The sequence below is a fragment of the Roseobacter weihaiensis genome, from assembly GCF_020622345.1.
GTDB lineage: Bacteria > Pseudomonadota > Alphaproteobacteria > Rhodobacterales > Rhodobacteraceae > Roseobacter > Roseobacter weihaiensis.
On record NZ_JACNMO010000006.1, the window covers coordinates 120,207 to 141,282 of the forward strand.

At 58.2% G+C, this 21,076-nt stretch carries 24 protein-coding genes; 14 read left to right on the forward strand and 10 right to left on the reverse strand.

Annotated features, from left to right (window positions below):
* The first annotated feature begins 23 nt into the window (after positions 1 to 23).
* From trxA to H7847_RS09075, 5 genes are all read left to right on the forward strand, one after another.
* Positions 24 to 344 carry a thioredoxin gene (trxA, locus tag H7847_RS09055; RefSeq protein ID WP_227269156.1) on the forward strand — a complete coding sequence of 107 codons (321 nt, stop codon included), beginning with the start codon at positions 24 to 26 and terminating at the stop codon, positions 342 to 344.
* Between the two features lie 114 nt (positions 345 to 458).
* Positions 459 to 1,016, forward strand: coding sequence for an ATP-dependent protease subunit HslV (gene hslV / locus H7847_RS09060; RefSeq protein ID WP_227269157.1), 558 nt, complete (start codon positions 459 to 461; stop codon positions 1,014 to 1,016).
* The gene (locus H7847_RS09065) at positions 1,013 to 2,098 is read left to right on the forward strand and encodes a hypothetical protein (RefSeq protein ID WP_227269158.1); all 1,086 of its coding nucleotides are present in this window, start codon (positions 1,013 to 1,015) and stop codon (positions 2,096 to 2,098) included. The genes hslV and H7847_RS09065 overlap by 4 nt, the downstream gene beginning before the upstream one ends.
* Positions 2,095 to 3,402: an ATP-dependent protease ATPase subunit HslU gene (gene hslU, locus H7847_RS09070; protein ID WP_227269159.1), complete on the forward strand. Its 1,308-nt coding sequence runs from the start codon at positions 2,095 to 2,097 to the stop codon at positions 3,400 to 3,402. Before H7847_RS09065 ends, hslU begins: the two co-directional genes overlap by 4 nt.
* Positions 3,403 to 3,440: 38 nt before the next feature.
* On the forward strand, positions 3,441 to 4,667 hold the full coding sequence (locus tag H7847_RS09075; protein WP_227269160.1) for an MFS transporter: 1,227 nt from the start codon (positions 3,441 to 3,443) through the stop codon (positions 4,665 to 4,667).
* On the opposite strand, the gene H7847_RS09080 is transcribed toward H7847_RS09075, so the two are convergent.
* Genes H7847_RS09080 through H7847_RS09090 form a run of 3 tightly spaced genes read right to left on the reverse strand, consistent with a single transcriptional unit; the run spans position 4,651 to position 6,931 of the window.
* A complete protein-coding gene (locus tag H7847_RS09080) occupies positions 4,651 to 5,241 on the reverse strand; it encodes a Smr/MutS family protein (protein ID WP_227269161.1) in 591 nt (196 codons plus the stop codon). The genes H7847_RS09075 and H7847_RS09080 overlap by 17 nt on opposite strands.
* On the reverse strand, positions 5,238 to 6,338 hold the full coding sequence (mltA, locus tag H7847_RS09085) for a murein transglycosylase A (RefSeq protein ID WP_227269162.1): 1,101 nt from the start codon (positions 6,336 to 6,338) through the stop codon (positions 5,238 to 5,240). Before mltA ends, H7847_RS09080 begins: the two co-directional genes overlap by 4 nt.
* Complete coding sequence (locus H7847_RS09090) at positions 6,272 to 6,931, reverse strand: Tim44/TimA family putative adaptor protein (RefSeq protein ID WP_227269163.1); 660 nt, start codon at positions 6,929 to 6,931, stop codon at positions 6,272 to 6,274. Before H7847_RS09090 ends, mltA begins: the two co-directional genes overlap by 67 nt.
* 105 nt (positions 6,932 to 7,036) lie before the next feature.
* On the opposite strand from H7847_RS09090, the gene H7847_RS09095 reads away from it, so the two are divergent.
* Both H7847_RS09095 and secB read left to right on the forward strand, forming a co-directional pair.
* Complete coding sequence (locus H7847_RS09095) at positions 7,037 to 7,528, forward strand: FxsA family protein (protein ID WP_227269164.1); 492 nt, start codon at positions 7,037 to 7,039, stop codon at positions 7,526 to 7,528.
* Positions 7,529 to 7,579: 51 nt separating this feature from the next.
* On the forward strand, positions 7,580 to 8,080 hold the full coding sequence (gene secB, locus H7847_RS09100) for a protein-export chaperone SecB (RefSeq protein ID WP_227269264.1): 501 nt from the start codon (positions 7,580 to 7,582) through the stop codon (positions 8,078 to 8,080).
* 1 nt (position 8,081) lies between these two features.
* Here secB and dnaQ read toward each other — a convergent pair whose 3' ends face one another.
* Genes dnaQ through H7847_RS09120 form a run of 4 tightly spaced genes read right to left on the reverse strand, consistent with a single transcriptional unit; the run spans position 8,082 to position 10,780 of the window.
* Entirely contained in the window at positions 8,082 to 8,768 is a 687-nt protein-coding gene (dnaQ, locus tag H7847_RS09105; RefSeq protein WP_227269165.1) for a DNA polymerase III subunit epsilon, read from the reverse strand.
* Positions 8,761 to 9,354, reverse strand: coding sequence for a dephospho-CoA kinase (gene coaE, locus H7847_RS09110; protein ID WP_227269166.1), 594 nt, complete (start codon positions 9,352 to 9,354; stop codon positions 8,761 to 8,763). Before coaE ends, dnaQ begins: the two co-directional genes overlap by 8 nt.
* Positions 9,351 to 10,184: a shikimate dehydrogenase gene (locus H7847_RS09115; protein WP_227269167.1), complete on the reverse strand. Its 834-nt coding sequence runs from the start codon at positions 10,182 to 10,184 to the stop codon at positions 9,351 to 9,353. The genes coaE and H7847_RS09115 overlap by 4 nt, the downstream gene beginning before the upstream one ends.
* Entirely contained in the window at positions 10,181 to 10,780 is a 600-nt protein-coding gene (locus H7847_RS09120; protein WP_227269168.1) for a Maf family protein, read from the reverse strand. The genes H7847_RS09115 and H7847_RS09120 overlap by 4 nt, the downstream gene beginning before the upstream one ends.
* Positions 10,781 to 11,181: 401 nt before the next feature.
* On the opposite strand from H7847_RS09120, the gene hemJ reads away from it, so the two are divergent.
* The 7 genes from hemJ (at position 11,182) to H7847_RS09155 (ending at position 18,582) form a co-directional block, all read left to right on the forward strand.
* Positions 11,182 to 11,631, forward strand: coding sequence for a protoporphyrinogen oxidase HemJ (gene hemJ / locus H7847_RS09125; protein WP_227269169.1), 450 nt, complete (start codon positions 11,182 to 11,184; stop codon positions 11,629 to 11,631).
* Positions 11,632 to 11,756: 125 nt separating this feature from the next.
* A complete protein-coding gene (gene rho, locus H7847_RS09130) occupies positions 11,757 to 13,067 on the forward strand; it encodes a transcription termination factor Rho (protein WP_227269170.1) in 1,311 nt (436 codons plus the stop codon).
* Positions 13,068 to 13,096: 29 nt separating this feature from the next.
* A complete protein-coding gene (gene mnmE / locus H7847_RS09135) occupies positions 13,097 to 14,383 on the forward strand; it encodes a tRNA uridine-5-carboxymethylaminomethyl(34) synthesis GTPase MnmE (RefSeq protein ID WP_227269171.1) in 1,287 nt (428 codons plus the stop codon).
* Between the two features lie 4 nt (positions 14,384 to 14,387).
* Positions 14,388 to 16,259: a tRNA uridine-5-carboxymethylaminomethyl(34) synthesis enzyme MnmG gene (gene mnmG, locus H7847_RS09140; protein WP_227269265.1), complete on the forward strand. Its 1,872-nt coding sequence runs from the start codon at positions 14,388 to 14,390 to the stop codon at positions 16,257 to 16,259.
* A complete protein-coding gene (gene rsmG / locus H7847_RS09145; protein WP_406675977.1) occupies positions 16,259 to 16,870 on the forward strand; it encodes a 16S rRNA (guanine(527)-N(7))-methyltransferase RsmG in 612 nt (203 codons plus the stop codon). The genes mnmG and rsmG overlap by 1 nt, the downstream gene beginning before the upstream one ends.
* Positions 16,863 to 17,672 carry a ParA family protein gene (locus H7847_RS09150; RefSeq protein WP_227269173.1) on the forward strand — a complete coding sequence of 270 codons (810 nt, stop codon included), beginning with the start codon at positions 16,863 to 16,865 and terminating at the stop codon, positions 17,670 to 17,672. The genes rsmG and H7847_RS09150 overlap by 8 nt, the downstream gene beginning before the upstream one ends.
* Positions 17,673 to 17,682: 10 nt before the next feature.
* On the forward strand, positions 17,683 to 18,582 hold the full coding sequence (locus tag H7847_RS09155) for a ParB/RepB/Spo0J family partition protein (RefSeq protein WP_227269174.1): 900 nt from the start codon (positions 17,683 to 17,685) through the stop codon (positions 18,580 to 18,582).
* On the opposite strand, the gene hemW is transcribed toward H7847_RS09155, so the two are convergent.
* Genes hemW through rph form a run of 3 tightly spaced genes read right to left on the reverse strand, consistent with a single transcriptional unit; the run spans position 18,579 to position 21,050 of the window.
* Complete coding sequence (hemW, locus tag H7847_RS09160) at positions 18,579 to 19,736, reverse strand: radical SAM family heme chaperone HemW (RefSeq protein WP_227269175.1); 1,158 nt, start codon at positions 19,734 to 19,736, stop codon at positions 18,579 to 18,581. The two genes, H7847_RS09155 and hemW, sit on opposite strands and share 4 nt — an antisense overlap.
* Positions 19,729 to 20,340 (reverse strand): RdgB/HAM1 family non-canonical purine NTP pyrophosphatase, encoded by a 612-nt coding sequence (gene rdgB, locus H7847_RS09165; protein ID WP_227269176.1) that lies wholly within the window; start codon positions 20,338 to 20,340, stop codon positions 19,729 to 19,731. The genes hemW and rdgB overlap by 8 nt, the downstream gene beginning before the upstream one ends.
* The gene (gene rph, locus H7847_RS09170; RefSeq protein ID WP_227269177.1) at positions 20,337 to 21,050 is read right to left on the reverse strand and encodes a ribonuclease PH; all 714 of its coding nucleotides are present in this window, start codon (positions 21,048 to 21,050) and stop codon (positions 20,337 to 20,339) included. Before rph ends, rdgB begins: the two co-directional genes overlap by 4 nt.
* Positions 21,051 to 21,076 lie beyond the last annotated feature (26 nt).

Consider the following 21,076-nt stretch of genomic DNA (forward strand, 5'->3'; position numbering starts at 1 on the left):
GACTTAGCCTCTAGGAGAACACGATGGCCACTCTTGCTGTAACGGACGCCACGTTCGACGCCGAAGTGAAAAAATCCGATATCCCCGTTGTGGTGGATTTCTGGGCTGAATGGTGTGGCCCGTGTAAACAGATCGGCCCCTCGCTGGAAGAACTGTCGGCTGAAATGGACGGCAAGGTGAAGATCGTCAAAGTGAACGTGGACGAGAACCCGAATTCGCCGGCTCAGATGGGGGTCCGCGGCATACCGGCACTCTTTATCTTCAAGGACGGGCAGGTCGTGTCCAACATGGCCGGGGCCAAACCCAAAGCCGCATTGCAAAGCTGGATCGAAGACTCCATCTAAGCGACAGGCGCAGAAATCGGTTCAGGGCGTCCTTGGTGGCGCCCTTTTTCGTGGGTCTTGTACCCGCAGAGCCTGCACGCCATAACGCAACGCAGGCACAAGAAGGAGACCCGAATGGCACGTGAAGACTTTCCCGGCTGGCACGGCACAACGATCATCGGGGTCAAAAAGGACGGCGAAGTGGTGATCGCGGGCGACGGTCAGGTCTCACTGGGTCAGACGGTCATCAAGGGCACCGCCCGCAAGGTCCGCAGACTCAGCCCCGGCGGCTTTGACGTGGTGGCGGGCTTCGCGGGCTCGACAGCGGATGCCTTCACATTGCTGGAGCGGCTGGAGGCCAAGCTGGAGGCGACACCTGGCCAATTGGCCCGCGCCAGCGTGGAACTGGCCAAGGACTGGCGCACCGACAAATATCTGCAAAAGCTCGAAGCAATGCTGATCGTCTCGGACGGCAAGGACATCCTTGTCATCACCGGCGCCGGCGACGTGCTGGAGCCCGAACATGACGTGGCCGCCATCGGGTCGGGTGGAAACTATGCGCTCGCCGCCGCCCGTGGCCTGATGGATACCGGTCGCAACGCCGAAGCGGTGGCGCGGGATGCGATGGCCATTGCCGCTGACATCTGTGTCTATACCAATGGCAATCTGACGGTTGAAAAGATCACAGAATGATCGACCGGGATGATCTCCGGGCTTCGGTCAGCGCAGGCATCGTGACCGAAGCGCAGGCCGCAGCCCTGATGAGCCTTGCGCACAGTCGCACCGGCGCACGGGAAAACCTTGCCCCCGGCGATGAGCCCTTCGAGCTTTTTCGCGGATTCAACGAGATCTTCATTGTCGTGGGCATGGTCATTCTGGCGATGGGCTGGGTCGGGATCGTCGCGTTCTGGATCAGCCTTGACCCGTTGAACACACGCAACACGCTGGTGATCTCCGCCCTGGGGGGCGCGGTGGTTTTGTGGGGCCTGTCGGAATACTTCATCCGCAAAAGGCGCATGGTCGCCCCGGCAATCGCGCTCTCGGTGCTTTTTGCCGGAAATGCCGCCTACGGTGCGGCCGGCGCGTTTTCAGAGCTGCTGATGCTGGCGCAGGGAGACAACAGCAGCCTGCCGCTGCCGCTGGCTTTTGCAACCGCAATGCTGACGATCTATTGGCTGCGGTTCCGGGTGCCTTTTGCGCTGGCGCTGATTGCCTTGGCAGCCTTTGGCATCGCGATCCTGATCGCGGGCAACAGCAGCGGCTCGCCACAATCCACGCAAGAGCTTTTCCTGCTCTCCGCCGGGGGGCCCTTTGCGTGGATCACGCTGGTGCTGGGCCTCGTGGTCTTTGTCCTGGCGATGGGTTTTGACATGTCTGATCCGCACCGGGTCACGCGACGATCCGCCAACGGGTTCTGGTTGCACGTGGTCGCAGCCCCCGCGCTGGTCAATACCCTCGCCCTGACCCTTCTGGACCGCGATGAAGGCTGGTCCAACGGTCTGCTGGTCACCGTGCTGGTGCTTTTTGCGCTGGTGGCCATCGTTATCGACCGCCGGTCGTTCCTGATCGCGGCTATTGGCTATACCGTGATCCTCACCGCCACGATCTTCGAAGGCGATGGCGCCGTGTTCACCGTCTTTTTCCTCGGTGTTGTTCTGCTGTTCCTCGGTGCCCGCTGGGAGGCGATCCGGGCGCGTCTTCTGGCCGTCTTACCCGGTTTTCTCCCGCTGCACCGGCTGCCGCCATCTCACACATCACAAAGGCCTAACGCATGACAGACCTGACCCCCCGCGAGATTGTCTCTGAACTCGACCGTTTCATCATCGGGCAGAAAGACGCCAAACGCGCCGTCGCCGTCGCGCTGCGCAACCGCTGGCGCCGCAAGCAGTTGGCCGATGATCTGCGCGACGAGGTCTACCCAAAGAACATCCTGATGATCGGCCCCACCGGCGTCGGCAAGACAGAGATCAGCCGCCGCCTCGCCAAACTGGCGCGCGCGCCTTTCCTGAAGGTCGAGGCCACGAAATTCACCGAAGTGGGCTATGTCGGGCGCGACGTGGAACAGATCATCCGCGATCTGGTCGACAGCGCCATCACCATGACCCGCGATCTCATGCGCGACGATGTGAAAGCAGGTGCCCATCAGGCCGCCGAAGAACGCGTCATCAGTGCCATCGCCGGGGAAGACGCCCGCGAAAGCACCCGCGAGATGTTTCGTAAAAAGCTCAAATCCGGCGAATTGGACGACACCGTGATCGAGCTTGATATCGCCGATACCTCCAACCCCTTTCCGATGATGGACATCCCCGGCCAGCCCGGCGGCAACATGGGGATGATGAACCTCGGGGATCTATTCGGCAAAGCCCTGGGCGGGCGCACCACACGCAAGAAACTGACCGTGGCACAAAGCTACGAGGTTCTGATCGGGGAAGAGGCCGACAAGCTCTTGGACGACGAAACCGTCACCCGCACCGCCATCGAGGCGGTGGAGCAGAACGGGATCGTCTTTCTCGATGAGATCGACAAGGTCTGCGCCCGCTCGGACGCGCGCGGGGCCGATGTCAGCCGCGAAGGGGTCCAGCGCGACCTGCTGCCGCTGATCGAAGGCACCGTCGTCAGCACCAAACACGGGCCGATCAAGACCGATCATATCCTCTTTATCGCCTCGGGCGCGTTTCACATCGCCAAACCCTCGGACCTCTTGCCCGAACTTCAGGGCCGTCTGCCGATCCGGGTGGAATTGCGCGCGCTCACCGAAGAGGACTTTGTCCGCATCCTGACCGAGACCGACAATGCGCTGACCCTGCAATACACCGCCCTCATGGGAACGGAGCAGGTAACAGTGACATTTACCGAAGACGGCATCGCAGCGCTGGCCAAGATCGCCGCCGACGTGAACCAGTCGGTTGAAAACATCGGCGCACGCAGGCTCTACACCGTGATGGAACGGGTGTTTGAAGAGCTGTCCTTTGCCGCCCCCGACCGCGCGGGCGAAGAGGTCACGGTCGATGCGGCCTTTGTCGACAAAAACCTCGGTGAACTGACAAAATCCACGGATATCAGCCGCTACGTGCTTTGAGGCTTTTCAAACGCCCAAACGCCTGCGACAGGTGGCCCATGGGCTATCTGCGCTTTCTCATTGAAAACAGGCTTTTCCTGCTGGGCGGCTTTATTCTGTCTTTCTCGTCGTCCTACGGGCAAACGTTTTTCATTGCGCTCTTTGCGGGCGAAATCATGCGGGAGTTCGACCTGACGGATGGGCAGTGGGGCGGGCTTTATACGCTGGGAACGACAATCTCCGCCGCTACGATGATCTGGGCGGGCGTTCTTACCGACACCTACCGGGTCAGGTTGCTGTCGTTCTGGGTGATGTTGCTGCTGGCCTTTGCCTGCCTTGCGATGGCGGTTGTGACCAACTGGATCCTGCTCATCGTGGTCATCTATTCGCTGCGGCTTTTCGGGCAGGGCATGATGTCTGAAATTGCCTATGTCGCGATGGCCCGCTGGTTTGTCGCGGCGCGCGGGCGCGCGATTTCAATTGCCTCCATGGGGTTTGCCGCAGGACAGGCCGTGCTGCCAATCATCTTCGTGGCCTTGCTGGTGCTGTTTGACTGGCGGACGCTCTGGGTCATTGCAGCGCTTTGTGTGCTGGTGACGATCCCGGTGATCCAACGCCTGCTGCGGCAGGAAAGAACACCGCAATCACTGGCCGAAAGTGATGCGAGCCTTGGCATGGGAGCAAAGCACTGGTCGCGGGCAGAGATGCTGCGCCATCCGCTTTTTTATCTGCTGGTGCCGCTAATGCTTGGCCCACCTGCCTGGGGCACAGCACTGTTCTTCCAGCAGGTACATCTGACCGAGACAAAGGGCTGGAGCCTTGTTTCCTATGTGTCGCTGATGCCAATTTTCACCCTGTCCATGATCGTCACCACCTTTGTGGCAGGCTGGGCCATTGATCGTTTCGGGGTGAAGTGGGTTGTCCCGTTCCAACTGATCCCCTTCGCTATTTCTTTCGTGCTGCTTTCTCATGCCGAGACGATTTTTGCCGCTGGGATCGCCCTGACCATCTTTGGGATCGGGCAGGGCATGCATGGGACAGCGATCACCGCCTTCTGGGCAGTCTTCTACGGGACGCGGCATCTGGGCGCGATCAAGGCAGGGGCGGCAGCGCTTATGGTCTTTGGCTCTGCCATCGGGCCGGGGATCACCGGGGTTTTTATTGACTACGGCATTGATTTTTCACAGCAAATGATACCGATTGCCGCATTTTATCTTGTCGGTGCTGCGCTCGCTGGCCTGGGTGTGCTGCGCTACCAGCGCGATCTGGTCACCGCCGCCGTCTGAGATAGACGTAATAGGCCCCGCTGCCGCCATGGCTGAGATGCGCTTGGCTGACCTGCATCACCGCAGAAGCCAGCGGCGGAGCCGCAAGCCATTGCGGGACCTGGTGGCGCAAGACGCCAAATCGGGTAGGGATCGGCCCGCCGTCGTCGCGATCTTTGCCTTTGCCGGTGATGACCAGCACCAGCCGCTTGCCCGCCCCATGGGACGAGAGGATGAACCGCGTCAGCGCCCCATGTGCCCGGTCCAGCGTCATGCCATGCAGATCAATGCGCGCCTCGGGCCGCACCTTTCCCCGGCTCATCCGCCCAAAGGTCTTGCGGTCCATCTGAACCGGCGCTTTCTGCAACCGATCCGGCAAAGAAGGCGCAAGATCAAAACTGACCCGACGCGGGCTGGGTTTGGGCGGGTTCTTCCCGTCAAGCTGGACCGGGGCCTGACGATCCGGTGCGCGTTTGACCGGGTGCGGCGCGTAGACCTCCGGATCAAAGGTCTGCGTCCGGTGCAACGCATCGGTTTTATCCGTTACCTGTCGCCACAACTCGATCTCTTCGGGCTTCAGCCGCCGCCGTGTCATTCCACGCCTTCCGGCAACATCGCATAGGCGCGTTGAATCGGCAGCAGGACGATCATCCGGCCGGGATCTTTCAATCGGCCCGCCGCACGGCCTGCCTGATCGCCGGTGCCGAAAAAGATATCCGCGCGCTGCGCCCCCTTGATGGCAGAGCCTGTGTCCTGCGCCATCATCAACCGGCGCATCGGGTTTTTGCCGTCCTTTTCGATCCAGACCGGGGCACCAAGCGGCACAAAGGCAGGATCAACCGCAATCGTGCGCAGGGTGGTCACCGATCTGTTCATCGCCCCCAAGGGTCCCAGATGGGCGGGCACTTCGCTCACCTCGCGGAAAAACACGTAAGAGGGATTGTGGTAGAGCAGCTCCGTGCCTGCCACCGGATTGCGGCGCACCCAGTTCTTGATGACCTGCGCGCTGACCTGATGGGCCTCGAAAGTCCCGCGACGCACAAGCTCCTGACCGATGGAACGATATTCATGGCCGTTCTTGCCGCCATACCCCACCCGCAACTTGGAGCCATCCGGCAGATGGACCCGACCCGAGCCCTGGATCTGGAGGAAAAACAGCTCGACCGGGTCATCGACCCAGGCGATCTCCAGCCCGCGCCCTTCCAGCTTGCGTTCTTCCAGCAGCTCACGACGGCTGTACCACTTCGGGCTGTCCCGCGCTTCGGGCGGCATCGCGTAGAGCGGATATCGGTAGCGCGCGTTGGGGCGAAGTGCGCCGTCCAGCTCGGGCTCAAAATACCCCGTGAAGAGCGCGTCCTTGCCGTCTTCGATCAGGACCGGGCGAAAAAAGAGCTCGAAAAACTGGCGCGGGTCGGGATTGGAGGTCGCATAGGCGCAGACGGCCTGCCAGTCCGGGTCATCAAGATCCGCGCAGGTGTTCTGGAAAACCTCAAAGGCTTCGGCGTGATTGTCTGCCGCCCATCCCTCGAGATCATCGAAAGAAAGAACCGTCACCTGCGTCTCGGCACTCACGAGGCCACCCAGCCAGGAAAGCCCCGCACAAAAGGTCGCCGCAAGTGCCGACTTCACCCGTCCGTGGAAACGAGAAGCCAGTTCGGGTCGTCCGATCCCATATCCCGTGAAAAGGTCCATGTGTCTTTCTGGCGTTTCACTTCGGTCAGGCTGCCTTCGATGATCTCACCTTCGCTGTTGCGCACCGCCGAGGTCAACTCCCCGGTGAAGCGGATCGTCAGTTCGGCCTCGTTCGTCTCAGGGTCAAGTGTCGCATCCACCAGCTTCATCTCACGGACACCGATGAAATTCGCCTCGATGGTCAGGTTCTGATCTTCGCGCGCGGCAACGCCGTCCACAAATGATTCGTAGATATCTTCGGCCAGGAAGGGCTGGATGTTGTCCAGCTCGCCGTTCTCATAGCCCATCACGATCATCTCGTAGGCACCACGCGCACCGCCCAGAAACTCTGTGACGTTAAAACTGGGCTCGATGCGTTTCATCTCGGCCAGGGCATGCGCCGCGGGGCTGTTTTCCTCGACGTGGTCTGTGATGTCCAGGTCCGGCCCACCTTCGATGACTTCGAAATCACGGGCAGGGCCACGATCGGGCAGGGATGCCTTGGACGGCGGTGCTTCGAATCCATCCCGTGTTCCCAGCACGTTTTTCAGGCGGAGAATCAAAAAGACAGCAATCCCGGCAAGCACCAGAAGCTGTATCAGTGGAGAATTCATAGAAACCTCGTATCAGGCAAAATATGGAAACAAGTCATCAGAGGTCTTATGTAGGTGCGTGCGGGCTGCAAGTCCACTCTACCTCGTACGAAAGGAAGGACCAAAATGTGGCTGTTTATCGCCTTTCTTGCGATACCACTCATAGAAATCACCCTGTTTATCCAGATCGGAGGCGCGATCGGGCTGGGCTGGACGCTGTTCACAGTCGTTGTGACGGCCATCCTTGGGACTTTTCTTGTTCGGAATCAGGGCGCTTTGGCGCTGGGGCAGGTCCGGTCGTCTTTCAACGAGATGCGAGACCCGACAGAGCCTCTGGCGCATGGCGCGATGATCCTGTTTTCTGGCGCTTTACTGCTCACACCGGGGTTTTTTACCGATGCCATCGGATTTTTGCTGCTGGTTCCCGCCATCCGGTCGAATGCATTTCGCGCCATCAGGGCCCGCATCAACGTGCGAACCTTTTCAACAGGCCCGGGTCGGGGCAGTCCACGCCACCCTCACGGCGCTGCGCGCGATGATGTGATCGACGCGGATTATACCGATGTGACCTCGGAGCCTGACCGGAACAAGCGCCCCTCGGGATGGACCGACCATTGAGAACCTGAAGCCAAGCTGGTAAGCCACGGCAAATTATTATTTCAGGAGCGCATAATGGCAGAAGAAGAAGCAAAGACCGACGGGACCCAACCCCCCCAGGCCCCCCAAATGCGGGTTCTGGGTCAATTCATCCGGGACATGTCCTTTGAAAACATCATGGCGCAAAAGGGCGCGCCGGCGGATGCAACACCGGATGTGCAGGTGCAGGTCAATCTGGATGCGAAAAAACGCACCACAGAGAACCAGTACGAGTCCACCATCAAACTGGCGGTGACCTCCAAGGTAAAAGATAACGATGCGACGCTCTTTGTACTTGAGATCGAATATTCCGGGATCTTCCACATTGAAAACGTGCCGGAGGATCAACTGCATCCGTTCCTGCTGATCGAATGCCCGCGGATGATTTTCCCCTTCCTGCGCCGCATTGTCAGCGATGTGACCCGCGACGGGGGCTTCCCGCCGCTCAATCTGGAAAACATCGACTTCCTGTCGCTTTACCGCAACGAGATCGCGCGGCGTCAGGCCTCCGAGACACCGAAGATGGACGCCTAAATCAGGATTTGATCCACAAAGCGTCGTCGCCCAGCTTTGCCACGAATTCGGCATGGGCGGCGGCTTCTTCTGCGGTGAGCCGCGAGGCAAGCGGGGTCGGTCGTGGCCGCGGCACCCATTCCCCCGATCTGTCACCGGCAGATTTCTGAGCACTGGTCGAGAGACCGAAATCAGGCTGCCGCCCGCCAATCAGCTCCAGATAAACCTCGGCCAGGATTTCACTGTCCAGCAGCGCGCCGTGCAATGTCCGGGACGAATTGTCGATGTTGAACCGGCGACACAAGGCATCGAGCGAGGCAGGCGATCCCGGAAACCGCTTGCGGGCGATGGCCAGTGTGTCGATTGCCTGTTCCCAGGGGATTTGCGGCAGACCCATCCATTTCAGCTCGGCGTTGAGGAACTTGATGTCAAAGGCCGCGTTATGGATGACAAGCTTGGCATCGCCGATAAAATCGACAAAGGCCTGGCCCACTTGCGCGAACTTTGGTTTGTCGCGCAAAAAATCGTCTCCCAGCCCGTGCACCTCAAAGGCTTCTTGCGGCATTTCCCGTTCAGGGTTGATATATTGATGATAGGTCTTGCCGGTGGCCACATGGCCCATCAACTCGACCGCACCGATCTCGACAATCCGGTCGCCACTTTCCGGATCAAAACCGGTGGTTTCGGTATCAAGCACGATCTCACGCATGGCGCAGTTTTTCCCTGATTTGCTGAACCACAGTCTGGACCTGCGCCCGCGCATGTTCAACCGTATCCGTCACGATCACATAATCTGACCGGGCGGCTTTTTCCGCGTTGGGCATTTGCCGGGCGCGAATCTGTGCGAATTGCGCAGCACTCATCGTACCGCGGGCCAGAACGCGACGTTCCTGTTCCTCAGGCGGAATGTCGACACAGACAACCGCATCCATGGCAGCCTCTGCACCGGTTTCAAACAGCAAGGGGATATCAAGCACCGCGATATCCGCATCCGTGCTGTCCAGAAAGTCCTGGCGGTCCTGCGCCACCAGCGGATGCACGATCTCTTCGATATGAGCCAGGGTGGAAGCATCCTTGTCGATGATCTTACGCAACCTGTCCCGAGAGACGCTGCCGTCTTCGATTGCGGATGGAAAGAGAGCGGCGATCAACGGAACCGCCGCACCCCCTTCTCCATAAAGCCGGTGCACGGCGGCGTCTGCATCCCAGACGGCACAGCCTTCCTCTGCAAAGAGCGCGGCCGTGGTTGATTTTCCCATCCCGATGGAACCGGTCAGGCCGAGCTTGAAGGTCACGACAAGACCGCCTGTCGCGTCGCCTCGGTGACTTCGGGACGTTTGCCGAACCACCGCTCGAACCCCGGAACCCCCTGATGCAGCAACATCCCCAAGCCATCCACGGTCAGGCAGCCTTTGCCTTCTGCCGTTTGCAACAGTTTCGTGCGCAGCGGCGTATAAACCAGATCGGTAACCACGGTACCCGGCTGCAGACCGTCAAGGGGGAGGCGCATTTCTGGCTTGCCGACCATGCCCAGCGAGGAGGTGTTCACCACGAGAGTGGCTCGCGGCAATACGGTGCCTGCCTGCCCCCAATCGACCACCTGCACACGATTGCCGAAATCCGATTGCAGTCTTTCGGCCCGTGCGCGGGTCCGGTTGGACAGCAAGATCGATGACACACCGGCATCAAGCAAAGCGACGATCACCGCGCGGGCCGCGCCGCCCGCCCCCAACACAACCGCAGGCCCCTTGACAGGCTGCCAGGAGGGTGCCCCCTGGCGCAGGTTTTCAAGAAAACCATACCCATCCGTATTGTCCGCATGAATCTTTCCACCCTCGTGAAAGGTCAGGGTATTCGCAGCCCCGATCAGCGCGGCACGGTCCGTCACGAGGTCTGCAATCTGCAATACCTCCTCCTTGTGAGGGAGTGTCACATTCACGCCCACAAATCCCATTTTCGGCAGGGTGCGCAGGACAGTTTCCAACTCGGCCGGCGCCACCTCCATCGGAACATAAAATCCCTTGATCCCATAGGTATCCAGCCAGTGCCGATGCAACTGTGGCGATCTGGAATGGGCAATCGGGGCGCCGATGACACCCGCCAGGGGAATTTTATGATCCGTCATCTTGGCAGGTCTCCACGCAATGCGAGATAGGATAGCAGTTCCAGCAGCGGCAACCCCAACACGGTGAAGTAATCGCCGTCAATACGGGCAAAAAGCCGAACCCCTTCCTCCTCCAGTTTATAGGCCCCCACGGCATGGCGGATGCTGTCCCAGTTCCGGGTGACATAATCCTGAAGATAGTCATCTGACACGTCATGCATCCGCAACCGAACGACACCCACATGCCGCCAGATCGGTTTGCCATCCTCGCAAATCACGGCCGCGGATAAAAGCGTATGACGATCACCTCGCAACGTCGACAATTGCCGGATGGCGTCCTTTGGCCCCTGGGGTTTTGATAGCAGCGCACCCCGATGGTCAAGAACCTGATCGCACCCCAGCACCAGCCTGCCCGGATGCTTTTCGCTGACCTTTCGTGCTTTCATTTCCGCCAGCGCATCGGCAATATCACGGGGAGAGGCTTCTTCGGCCAGCAGCGCCTCCCGCATCATGTCTTCATCGACGCGGGCCGGGGCAACTTCGAAAGAAACCGCTGCCTGCCGCAAGAGCTGCGCCCGGATTTCCGAACCCGAGGCAAGGATCAAGGAAGGTGACATGTGTATAAGCCTGTGAACAGCGTTAAGGATTTATTAGTGAATTGTTCTGGGCAAATCAGGGATCTTCTGCAAGCCCATATGGAACCGGCAGCTTTCACCAGAGCATCCCGGAATTGCCCCTCTACGCATAAGGATAAAGTTTTGTTGTGGGTAGATTAGTTATCCTGTGTTTATCCACAGAGTTCCGCGCGGACGGCGGAGATAAAATAGACATAAGATTATGTTTTAAATATATAATAAATGACTTCGCTAAACAGTCCCATCAGACCCTAGATAGTTTTCCCATGGGTATGAAATCTGTGAAAACCCAATAATCCACAGATAGTAGGCTCCCTACCTCATCATCATCTTTTTATCTTTCTTTATTTATTTATAAGGGAGCCAAGAGAACGGAGTGTGTGATGTCTGATCTTCTGGCCATTGGGTATCCTTGGATCAAAGCTTTTCATATCATGGCTGTGATTGCATGGATGGCCGGGCTTTTCTATCTGCCCAGGCTATTTGTCTATCATGCAGAACAGGTCGGACAGAAGGGTGACACCCACGCCTTGTTCATGACGATGGAGATGAAGCTGCTGCGTGTTATCATGAACCCGGCAATGATTGCCAGCTGGGTTCTGGGGCTGTGTCTGGTCGCCATACCGGGGGTCGTTGATTGGTCGGTCATCTGGCCCTGGACAAAGCTGCTGGGCGTGGTGGCGATGACGGTGTTTCACATGTGGCTGGCAAAGCGGCGCAAGGCTTTTGCCGCAGGCAGAGATCAGTTATCAGGCCGTCAATACCGGATGATGAACGAAGTACCGACCCTTTTGATGGTTTTGATCGTGCTGTCGGTTGTTATCAAATTCTGAGCGCATTGACTCCGGTTGCTGCACTCCTTACATCCAAAATACCGCCCCGTCCGGGGTAAGGCGCAGACCTGACAATTCAAACGCATGCGGCCGCACAGAAACCTGTGGCCTTTTTAGGTATATCCATGACCTCTGATACGACAATTGACCCCACTGAAAACGCGACAGCCTCAGAAAAGCTGAACCTGGCCGATCTCAAGCGCAAGAGCCCCAAGGACCTGTTGTCCATGGCGGAAGATCTCGAGATCGAAAACGCCTCGACTATGCGCAAGGGCGAAATGATGTTCCAGATTCTGCGCGAACGTGCGGATGAAGGTTGGGAGGTTTCCGGCGATGGCGTGCTGGAAGTGCTGCAGGATGGGTTTGGTTTCCTCCGCTCGCCCGAGGCAAACTATCTGCCGGGTCCCGATGATATCTATGTCTCGCCCGAGATGATCCGGAAATATTCTCTGCGCACCGGGGACACCATCGAAGGGATCATCAAGGCCCCAGACGACAGTGAACGTTATTTTGCCCTTCTGGGGGTAACGCAGATCAATTTCGAGGATCCTGAAAAGGCCCGCCACAAGGTGGCGTTCGAGAACCTCACACCGCTTTACCCGGATGAACGTCTGACGATGGAAGTCGATGACCCCACGGTCAAGGACCGTTCGGCCCGGATCATCGATCTGGTGGCGCCGATCGGGAAAGGGCAGCGGTCGTTGATTGTTGCCCCCCCGCGCACGGGTAAAACCGTTCTGTTGCAGAACATCGCAAATTCGATCGAGCGGAACCACCCGGAATGTTACTTGATCGTTTTGCTGATTGATGAACGCCCCGAAGAGGTGACGGACATGCAGCGCTCCGTGAAGGGGGAGGTTGTCTCCTCGACCTTTGACGAACCTGCCACACGTCACGTGGCCGTGTCGGATATGGTGATCGAAAAGGCCAAGCGTCTGGTGGAGCACAAGCGCGACGTGGTGATCCTACTCGATTCGATCACCCGTCTGGGTCGCGCGTTCAACACCGTCGTGCCCTCCTCGGGCAAGGTTCTGACGGGCGGTGTTGATGCCAACGCGCTGCAACGCCCCAAACGGTTCTTTGGCGCGGCGCGGAACATCGAAGAAGGCGGGTCTCTGACGATCATTGCAACAGCGCTGATCGATACCGGCAGCCGGATGGATGAAGTCATCTTTGAAGAATTTAAGGGCACGGGTAACTCCGAGATCGTGCTTGACCGCAAGATCGCTGACAAGCGGGTCTTCCCGGCGATGGATATTCTCAAGTCCGGCACCCGGAAAGAAGATCTGCTGGTGGACAAGATCGACCTTCAGAAAACCTTTGTCCTGCGGCGTATCCTGAACCCGATGGGCACCACGGATGCGATAGAATTCCTGATTTCCAAGCTCAAGCAGACAAAAACGAACTCCGACTTCTTCGATTCGATGAATACATAACTTATTGTTTTAAAACAGTGGGTTAAATCATGGATACCATTTTTGCACTGGCAACGGCACAAGGCCGTGCAGGTGTCTCCGTCATCCGGATTTCGGGAGCCGAAGCGCGCGGTGTCGCAACACAGCTTTGTGGGGCGCTGCCTGAAGCAAGACGGGCTGCTTTGCGCCCTGTGCGGGATGGCGACGGGGTTTTGCTGGACCATGCGCTTGTCTTGTTTTTTGAAGGCCCTGAAAGTTTTACCGGTGAAGATGTGGTGGAGTTTCAGGTCCACGGCAGCATCGCGGTTGTCCGGGCCGTTCTCGCAGAGCTTGGCAACAATAAACATGCACGCTTGGCAGAGCCGGGTGAATTTACCCGTCGGGCGCTTGAAAATGGTAAACTTGATCTGGCCCAGGTTGAGGGCTTGGCTGACCTCATTGATGCGGAAACCGAAGCACAGCGAAAGCAGGCCGTTCGGGTGTTTTCAGGCGCCTTGGGGGATCAGGTGGAACGGTGGCGTGCCGATCTCATCCGAGCAGCGGCCTTGCTGGAAGCGACCATTGATTTCGCGGATGAAGATGTCCCTGTCGATGTGACGCCCGAGGTCAATGCGCTTTTGGCGTCTGTCGAAGAAGGCTTACAGGCGGAGATCCGGGGTTCCTTTGTGGCCGAGCGTATCCGGACAGGTTTCGAGGTTGCATTGATTGGAGCGCCTAATGCTGGAAAATCTACCCTTCTCAACAGGTTAGCGGGAAGGGATGCTGCGATAACCTCCGATATCGCAGGCACCACACGCGATGTGATTGAAGTCCGGATGGACCTTGGGGGCCTTCCGGTGACTTTTCTGGACACAGCCGGTTTGCGGGAAACCACGGATGAAGTCGAGAGCATCGGGATCGCACGTGCAGTGGAGCGCGCCCAACGCGCTGACTTGCGGGTTTTCCTTGCTGACCCCGGAGAAGACTTACTTCTGGATCCTGCTCCGGGGGATATCAAGCTCCGCCCAAAAAGTGATCTGCTTGAAGCAGAGGTTGAGGGGGTATCGGGCAAGACGGGCCAGGGTGTCACGGAACTTATTAATAAGATTCAATCAGTTCTGATGTATCGAGCCGGCGATGCTGGATTGGCGACGCATGAGAGACACAGGCTGTCGATGCAGCGGTCGTTGCAGGATCTGTCGGAAGCGCGGCGCACCCTGGTTCGTGGGCCGGAATTCTATGATATAGCCTCCGAAGAACTGAGATCAGCGATTCGGGCGTTGGAAACTTTGGTTGGGCGCATAGATGTAGAGAACTTGCTGGATGAAATCTTCTCAAGCTTTTGTCTTGGGAAGTGAGGGAGTGTTTCACGTGAAACAATTTGACGTTTTGGTGATCGGTGGAGGACATGCGGGTGCGGAGGCAGCTCATGCTGCTGCGCGTATGGGCGTGCGCACCGGTTTGATCACGATGTCCAAGGCCGGGATCGGGGTGATGTCGTGCAATCCTGCGATTGGTGGCTTAGGCAAAGGCCATCTTGTGCGTGAAATTGACGCTTTGGACGGTGTGATGGGCAGGGTGGCTGATTTGGCTGGGATCCAGTTTCGCCTGTTGAACAGACGTAAAGGACCTGCTGTGCAGGGGCCACGCGCCCAGTCGGATCGTGCAATTTACCACAAGGAGATGTTGTCTGTAACGGAATCGCAACAAAATATAGACGTCGTTATTGGCGAGGCCATCGATTTCCTGATGGATCGGGACCGTGTGGTTGGCGTCAAATTGGAAGACGGGTCTGAGATCAAGGCGGCGTCCGTGGTCCTGACAACCGGAACCTTCTTGCGGGGTGTCATCCATATTGGAGATGTCGCAACAAGTGGCGGTCGCATGGGTGACAAGGCATCGGTGCGGCTTGCAGATCGCATTGACTCATTCGAGCTTCCGCTTGGCCGGTTGAAGACAGGCACGCCACCTCGATTGGATGGAAAAACAATCCGCTGGGATGTGCTGGAAGCGCAGCCAGGGGATAAAGACCCCGTTTTTTTCTCTTTCTTGTCCAGTGGGGTCACAGCGCGCCAAGTCTCTTGTGGGATCACGCATACCAATTCCAAGACCCACGATATCATTCGGGAAAACCTTGAGAAATCAGCGATGTATGGTGGCCATATCGATGGTATTGGGCCGCGGTATTGCCCCTCCATTGAAGACAAAATCGTCAGGTTTTCTGACAAGGAGTCCCATCAGATCTTTCTTGAACCCGAGGGTTTGACGACAGATACAGTATATCCGAACGGCATCTCAACCTCGTTGCCAGAAGGGGTGCAGGAGGATTACGTTCGGTCGATCTTTGGGCTGGAAGATGCAACCATTTTGCAACCCGGTTATGCGATCGAATACGATTATGTCGATCCGCGCGCTTTGAATGCGACGCTCGCGGTGCGGTCGGTTCCTGGACTTTATCTTGCGGGGCAGATCAACGGGACAACAGGGTATGAGGAGGCTGCTGCTCAAGGGCTTGTTGCGGGGTTGAACGCGGCACTTTCTTCTCAGGGGAAGGATCCGATCACATTCTCCCGCTCGAACAGTTATATTGGGGTTATGATCGATGATCTTACAACACGCGGGGTCACCGAGCCATACAGAATGTTCACCTCCCGCGCCGAATTCAGGTTGTCGCTGCGCGCCGATAATGCCGATCAGCGGTTGACGCCGTTGGGTATTGAGCTTGGGTGCGTGGGTCGGCAGAGAGAGCGATTTTTCAGGAAAAAGGAACAGGCCCTCAACTCGGCGCGTGGGATATTGCAGGCGGCCTCTTTCACGCCGACCCAGGCGGCGGATGTTGGTATCCGCATCAATCAGGATGGCTCTCGCCGCACCGCGATGCAACTTCTGGCTTTCCCGGATGTCTCATTCACAGAGGTTGGGCAGTTGGATGCAGATTTCCTGTCGATTCCTGAGGATATCCGGCGGCAGATGGAGCGGGAAGCGCTCTATGCGAATTATATTCAGCGGCAACAAAAGGATATCGACCTTCTGCAGAAGGATGAGGCCCAGGTCATTCCGGCGGATTTTGAATACGCTGCGCTGGAGGGGCTTTCGAATGAGCTGAAAACAAAATTGAACGCAATCAGACCAGATACGCTGGCCCAGGTTAGCCGCATTGATGGAATGACGCCGGCAGCCCTTACGCTGATCCTTGCGAAAATCCGACAATCCCGAAAGAAGCGATCCGCTTGATGAGGGCTGTGACCGCAGCAGAGAATGTTTCACGTGAAACACTCAGTCGGTTGGGAGTACTTCACGATCTGTTGGTCAAGTGGAACGCCAAGATCAATCTGATCTCAAAATCAAGTATCCCTGACATCTGGAACCGCCATATATGGGATTCGGCACAAATTGTGCCATTGATAGATCAGGCTGATCTCTGGGTGGATATTGGCAGCGGTGGTGGATTTCCTGGATTGGTGGTCGCGATATATGCGCTCGAAAAGAACCCGGAGTGTCATGTCGCCATGATTGAAAGTGACCAGCGCAAGGCTGTGTTTTTGCGGACAGTGATCCGGGAGCTGAACCTGAACGCGAGCGTCAAAGTACAACGGATCGAAGCTTTGGCACCGATGCAGGCGGATGTTCTATCGGCCCGCGCGCTCGCCGATTTGGACCGGCTTCTGGGATTTGCCGACAGGCATTTGGCAAGAAATGGATCAGCATTGTTCCTCAAGGGAGAAAGATGGGAAAAAGAAGTTCAAAGCGCGCGTGAATCGTGGTCTTTCGAGCTGACGGCACATAGAAGTATCACAAGCCCGGAGGCAGCAATTCTGCAGATAAAGGAAATACAGCGTGTCTGACCTGTCGCGCCCTGGTGGGCCCAAGATTATTGCAGTTGCCAATCAAAAGGGAGGCGTCGGTAAAACAACGACGGCGATCAATCTGGCTGCAGCGCTGGCCGAGGCCGGGTCCCGCGTTCTGGTGGTTGACCTCGATCCGCAGGGCAATGCCTCGACCGGGTTGGGGATTGAAGTTGAAGACCGACAATTCACGACCTACGATCTCTTGCTGGAAGATGTCGACCTTAAAGCTGTTATTTTACAGAGTGTTACACCGGGCCTGATGATCATTCCGGCGACAGTGGATCTGAGCTCGGCCGATCTGGAACTGATGTCGAATGAAAAACGCAGTTTTCTGCTGCACGATGCGTTGCGCCAGCCGCAGATGGATAGTTTCGCGCTGGATTACATCCTGATTGACTGCCCGCCCTCGCTGAATCTGTTGACGGTCAATGCAATGATCGCTGCGCATTCTGTCCTGGTGCCGTTGCAAAGTGAATTCTTTGCGCTGGAGGGGTTGTCTCAGCTGATGTTGACGATCCGCGAGGTCCGGCAGACCGGCAACAAGGACCTGCGGATTGAGGGGATCGTGCTGACCATGTACGATCAGCGCAACAACCTGTCTTTGCAGGTGGAGCAGGACGCCCGCGACAATCTTGGGGAACTTGTGTTTCAAACGCGTATCCCCCGAAATGTGCGTGTCAGCGAGGCACCGTCCTTTGCAATGCCGGTTTTGACCTACGATACGGCGTCTAAAGGCGCGCAGGCATATCGCGCTCTGGCGCGTGAAGTGATACAGAAAAACAGACTGCAAGTGGCGTGAGGGGGCAGTGATGGCGAGCGGAATTGACCGAAAAAGAGGGTTGGGGCGCGGGTTGTCCGCCTTGATGTCCGATGTCGCGGAGTCAGAGGCCGTGGTCAGCGCGGGCCCGGTCGCGGCGGAGCGGACAATCCCGATTGAACAGATTTCCGCCAACCCGGATCAGCCACGCAAGCGATTTGAGGATGGGGATCTGGATGATCTGACCAACTCGATCCGTGAAAAAGGGGTGATCCAGCCGCTGATCGTGCGCAGCATTGGCACCGATCAATATGAGATCGTGGCGGGCGAACGGCGCTGGCGGGCGGCTCAGCGTGCTCAGTTGCACGCGCTGCCGGTGGTGGTGCGGGAATTCACCGATGTTGAAGTTCTCGAGGTTGCGATTATCGAAAACATACAGCGCGCCGATCTCAACCCGATCGAAGAGGCGGCCGGGTACCGTCAGCTGATGGATCGGTTTGGCCACACACAGGAAAAGATGGCTGAGGCCCTGGGCAAAAGTCGCAGCCATATCGCGAATCTTCTAAGGCTGCTGAACTTGCCCGAGGCGGTTCTGGAAATGGTGCGGCAGGGCGGGTTGAGTGCCGGTCATGCGCGGGCGCTGATCCCGGCCGAGGATCCCTTGAAACTTGCACAGCAGATTATCAAGGGCGGTTTGTCTGTCCGGGCGGCTGAAGCGCTGGTCAAGAAAGAGCAGGCAGCTGAAATGGTTGACACCACCGTGCCGAAATCCAAGGGGGCAGTGGTTGCGAAGGATGCTGACACCAAAGCGCTGGAAGGAGACCTTTCGGCCGCTTTGGGGATGAAGGTTGTTCTGACCCACAAACCCGGACAGGAAGATGGTCAGATGACCCTGCATTACAAAAGCCTCGAAGAGCTGGATGAGCTCTGTCGCAAGCTTGGCGGCGGCTAAGAGTCAAGGAGCCGGGAGATCACCGCGTTTAGGATCATAAACCCTTGATTTGAAACGGTAATTATGTCTCCCGATCGCGTTATCATCCCCAGATCGGCAAGATCATCCAATCCTGCCCTGTTCAATGGCGATCCTGCGAGATTTTCATAGCGCGACAGGCTTACCCCTTCTTTCAGGCGCAGGCCCATCAGAAGATATTCGCTGGCCTGATCTTGCGGTGACAGGGGGTTTCGCGGTTTTTCTGCCTGGCGGAGGGGCACATTGTCGAGCCATTTCTTGGGGTTGCTGTAAGTCTCCGTTGCCCAGCGTTGCCCGTCAAGGGTCAGACGCCCATGCGCGCCGGGGCCGATACCGATGTAATCGCCATAGCGCCAATAGATCAGATTGTGCCGCGACTGTGCCCCGTCCCGCGCATGGTTTGAGACCTCATAGGCGGGCATGCCCGCGGCGTCGCAGATTTCCTGCGTCAGGGTGTAAAGATCCGCGCCCAGATCCTCATCCGGCAGGTCGCGCAGCTTGCCGGCCCGGTAGCGATCCCCGAAGGCGGTCCCCTGTTCGATGGTCAGCTGATAGAGCGACAGATGATCGACCGCCAGGGTGAGCGCCTGTTGCAGCTCCGCCTCCCACGCCGCGAGGCTTTGACCCTGGCGCGCATAGATCAGATCAAAGCTGACCCGCTCAAACGTGGCCCGGGCAATGTCGAAGGCGGCCATCGCCTCGCTGGCGGTATGCAGCCGCCCCAACCTGCGCAGATCCGTATCGTTCAGCGCCTGTATCCCCATCGAGATCCGGTTGACCCCGCCTTGCCGGTAAGCGGCAAAACGCGTCGCTTCGACCGAGCCGGGGTTTGCTTCCAATGTGATCTCCAGATCATTCGCCACCGGCCAGAGCCGCCGGATCTCGGCGATGATCTCTGCGACCGTTTCGGGGTCCATCAGGCTGGGGGTGCCGCCGCCAAAAAAGACCGACCGCAAGACACGTCCGGGTGTCTCGGCGGCGGCCCGGCGCAATTCCGCAAGGTAGGCTTTGCACCAGGCATGCTGGTCGATCTGGCGCACCACATGGCTGTTGAAGTCACAATAGGGGCATTTGGCCTCGCAGAATGGCCAATGAATATAGAGGCCAAAGCCGCCTTTTTCCCAATCGTCAGCCAAGGCAACCCGCGATCAGCTTTTGAAACGCATCCGCCCGGTGGCTGACGCGGTTTTTCTCGGCCGGATCCATCTCGGCAAAGGTGATGTCGTAGCCATCGGGTTGAAACATCGGATCATAGCCGTGGCCAACAGCGCCGCGCATCGGCCAGACCAGTGTGCCGTTGACCCGCCCATCAAAAACTTCTTCGTGCCCGTCAGGCCAAGCCAGAACAAGCGTGGCCCGAAATCTGGCCTTTCGGGGGTGAGGGGCGTTTGCCGCCTCCAGCAACTCATGGGTTTTAGTCATTGCCAAGATGAAATCACGCCCCTTGGGCGTTTCGGCCCAATCGGCGGTATAGACGCCGGGAGCGTCATCCAACGCTTCGACCTCGATCCCGGAATCGTCGGCCAGAGCCGGTAGGCCTGTCGCCTCGACAGCCGCGCGCGCCTTGATCCGGGCATTGCCGATGAAACTGTCTTCCGTCTCAACCGGCTCGGCCAGCTTCATCTCGGCAGCACCCACGACCTCGACGCCGTGAGGGGCGAAGAGCTGCTCCATCTCTTCCAGCTTCCCGGCGTTATGGGTCGCAATCAGGATGCGGGTGCCGTCGAATTTCCGGGTCATGCGGTGGCTGCCTTTTGGGCCGCGACCAGCTCCTCCACCCCTTTTTCGGCCAGATCGACAAGCGCATCCATCTGGCTGCGCGAAAATGTGGCGCCCTCAGCGCTCATCTGCACCTCGATCAGCTGCTTGGAGCCGGTCATGATAAAGTTGCCATCGACGCCTGCTTCGGAATCCTCAGGGTAGTCGAGGTCCAGCACCGGCTGGCCCGCATAGACGCCACAGCTGATTGCAGCCACCGGGTCAAGCAACGGGTTGCTGATGATATCGCCCGCTTTCATCAGCTTGTCCACCGCCAGACGCAGCGCGACCCAGCCGCCGGTGATCGCGGCGCAGCGCGTTCCGCCATCGGCCTGCAACACGTCACAATCCACGGTGATCTGACGTTCGCCCAGGGCCACGCGGTCAACGCCCGCGCGCAGCGAACGCCCGATCAGCCGCTGGATTTCCACGGTCCGTCCGCCTTGCTTGCCCGACGCCGCCTCGCGCCGCATGCGCGTGTTGGTGGCACGGGGCAGCATGCCGTATTCCGCCGTGACCCAGCCCAGGCCCGACCCTTTGATAAAGGGCGGCACCCGGTCTTCGATGGTCGCGGTGCATAAAACATGGGTGTCCCCGATTCTGATCAGCGCCGAGCCCTCGGCATGTTTGGTGAAACCTGTCTCAATCGAGACGGGGCGCATTTCATTCAGTTCTCGGCCGGAGGGACGCATGGATAAATCCTTTATATGTGCGCCCC